This is a genomic window from Nostoc sp. KVJ20 (genome assembly GCF_001712795.1).
Lineage (GTDB): Bacteria > Cyanobacteriota > Cyanobacteriia > Cyanobacteriales > Nostocaceae > Nostoc.
The window spans coordinates 1-1,667 of record NZ_KV757688.1 but is presented as its reverse complement, the minus strand read 5'-3'; the positions used below and the strand labels follow the sequence as shown (position 1 = coordinate 1,667).

Sequence of the window (1,667 nt, the reverse complement as noted above, 5' to 3'; positions counted from 1 at the left end):
AAACCCCTACCCTTGAAAGCCTCACCCCTCTCGACATACAAAGTACGGTATGGGTCGGCATGGGCAACAATAGACCCGATACCAATAGTGTCTGGTTGAGAGGATGCTTTCTGGAGTGCGGTAATTAACTCTGTTTCCTCACTGGTCAACTCCGCCCAGTAGTCTTGTTTAATAACCTCATATTCTTGCGCCACTGCCCAATAATCCTGCCAAGTACACCCAGGTTTAGCTAGCACCCCCCGAATATCACTAACCGCCTGGGGTAGCATTTCTAATTGCTCGGCTCGATATGCGATCGCAATTGGTGTCGGCTCAGTCCCCAGAATTATCGCCGCAGCCTCTAACGCTTGGGTATTGTTCATAGCACTGGCTAAGTTTTTCAAAGCCATGCCCATTAAACGTAAGCATTCCTGGGCATTTTCCTTGGGTGGTTCTGCTGCAAGCGATCGCAAATCAATAGTTTTCTCTAACGCCTGCTTTACCTGCTTGTTCAACGCTTTGGTAGCCTGTTGTGTCATGGTATTCCCCCACTGTTGAGAAGGGCGTTGTTCAACAGCGTTTTCTAATTCTTGGATACGTTGTTGGAGTTGCTGATTTTCAGTTTCCAACTGCCGTAGCGATTCCATTTCGTCTAGGCGCTGCTGCAACTGGATATTCTGCTCTTTCTGCTGCTTATACAGGTTTTGCAGAGATTGGATTTGCTCACTTACTTGTTCTTCGGCTCTGGCCGATACCTCTGCTTGCAAACCAATTCTCAATTCCTGGGAAAGTCGTTCTAACTCTCGCTGATGCTGTTCTTTAATTTGAGCGATCGCTTCGGTATATTCTGGTGGATAAGTCTGCTCTCTGGGAAAGGGAACGCTTGGGGCATCCAAATCAGCATTGTTGACCAAAAGGCTTTCACCATCAGGAAAAGTCACAATCTGCTGCCAATGGTTTGGAGCCAAAGCCTCAATCACTCCCGAATTCCCATAACGAGGATGTGAAAGGGAAGAGACAGTGACAGAATTACACAATTGCGTTTTAGGGTTTTCGCTTTTTGTGGCGCGTTTAGTTGTTGGTGCGACTTGCTGCACTGCTTTGGCGAAGTCGGCGGCAGTGGGGAAGGGTTTTTCTTTTGCTGCGATCGCAACAGCTTGCTCTAACTTGTCAGGAGTTTTGAGCAACCGGAGTAAGGAGCGAGTTTGAGAAGGCTTAGTAATCTTCTCTTTCAGTTCCTCTGGCAGAGTATCAACTACTTTCTTCGCAGACAGCAAATCTCTGACCCGGCGATATCCACCATGCTTGGTTAGTTCTTTTTCGCAATAATCTTCAAAACTGGCATAACCAGCATCAGAGTAATAGCCGTTATTTCGCATCACCCGCAGTTCTTCTATTGCCTGCCACTCGAAGCGGTCTATGGCAGCAAAGGTATCTTGGATACTGGTATTGAGAATGTTGTAATCGAGTGCTGATGTTGTTTCGGAACGGTTTAGTGTCAGCATGATTTTACCTGTATGTGCTGTATACACACGGGAAATACTGGTTAATGCAAATGAAAACTGCTGTATTCTCAGCAATTACTTTTTATTGCCTTTGGAAAAGCGTAATTATTTTTGCCATAACCTCCTTAAAATAAGTTCACAAAACAATTTGACGGCTGGAGTACTCATGCCGTCTATGAATTC

At 45.8% G+C, this 1,667-nt stretch carries 1 protein-coding gene; it reads right to left on the bottom strand.

Going from position 1 to position 1,667, the window contains the following annotated elements:
• Positions 1 to 1,484 (bottom strand): hypothetical protein (locus tag A4S05_RS28640; RefSeq protein WP_069073176.1); only part of this gene is annotated, 1,484 nt, incomplete at its 3' end.
• Positions 1,485 to 1,667: the final 183 nt, after the last annotated feature.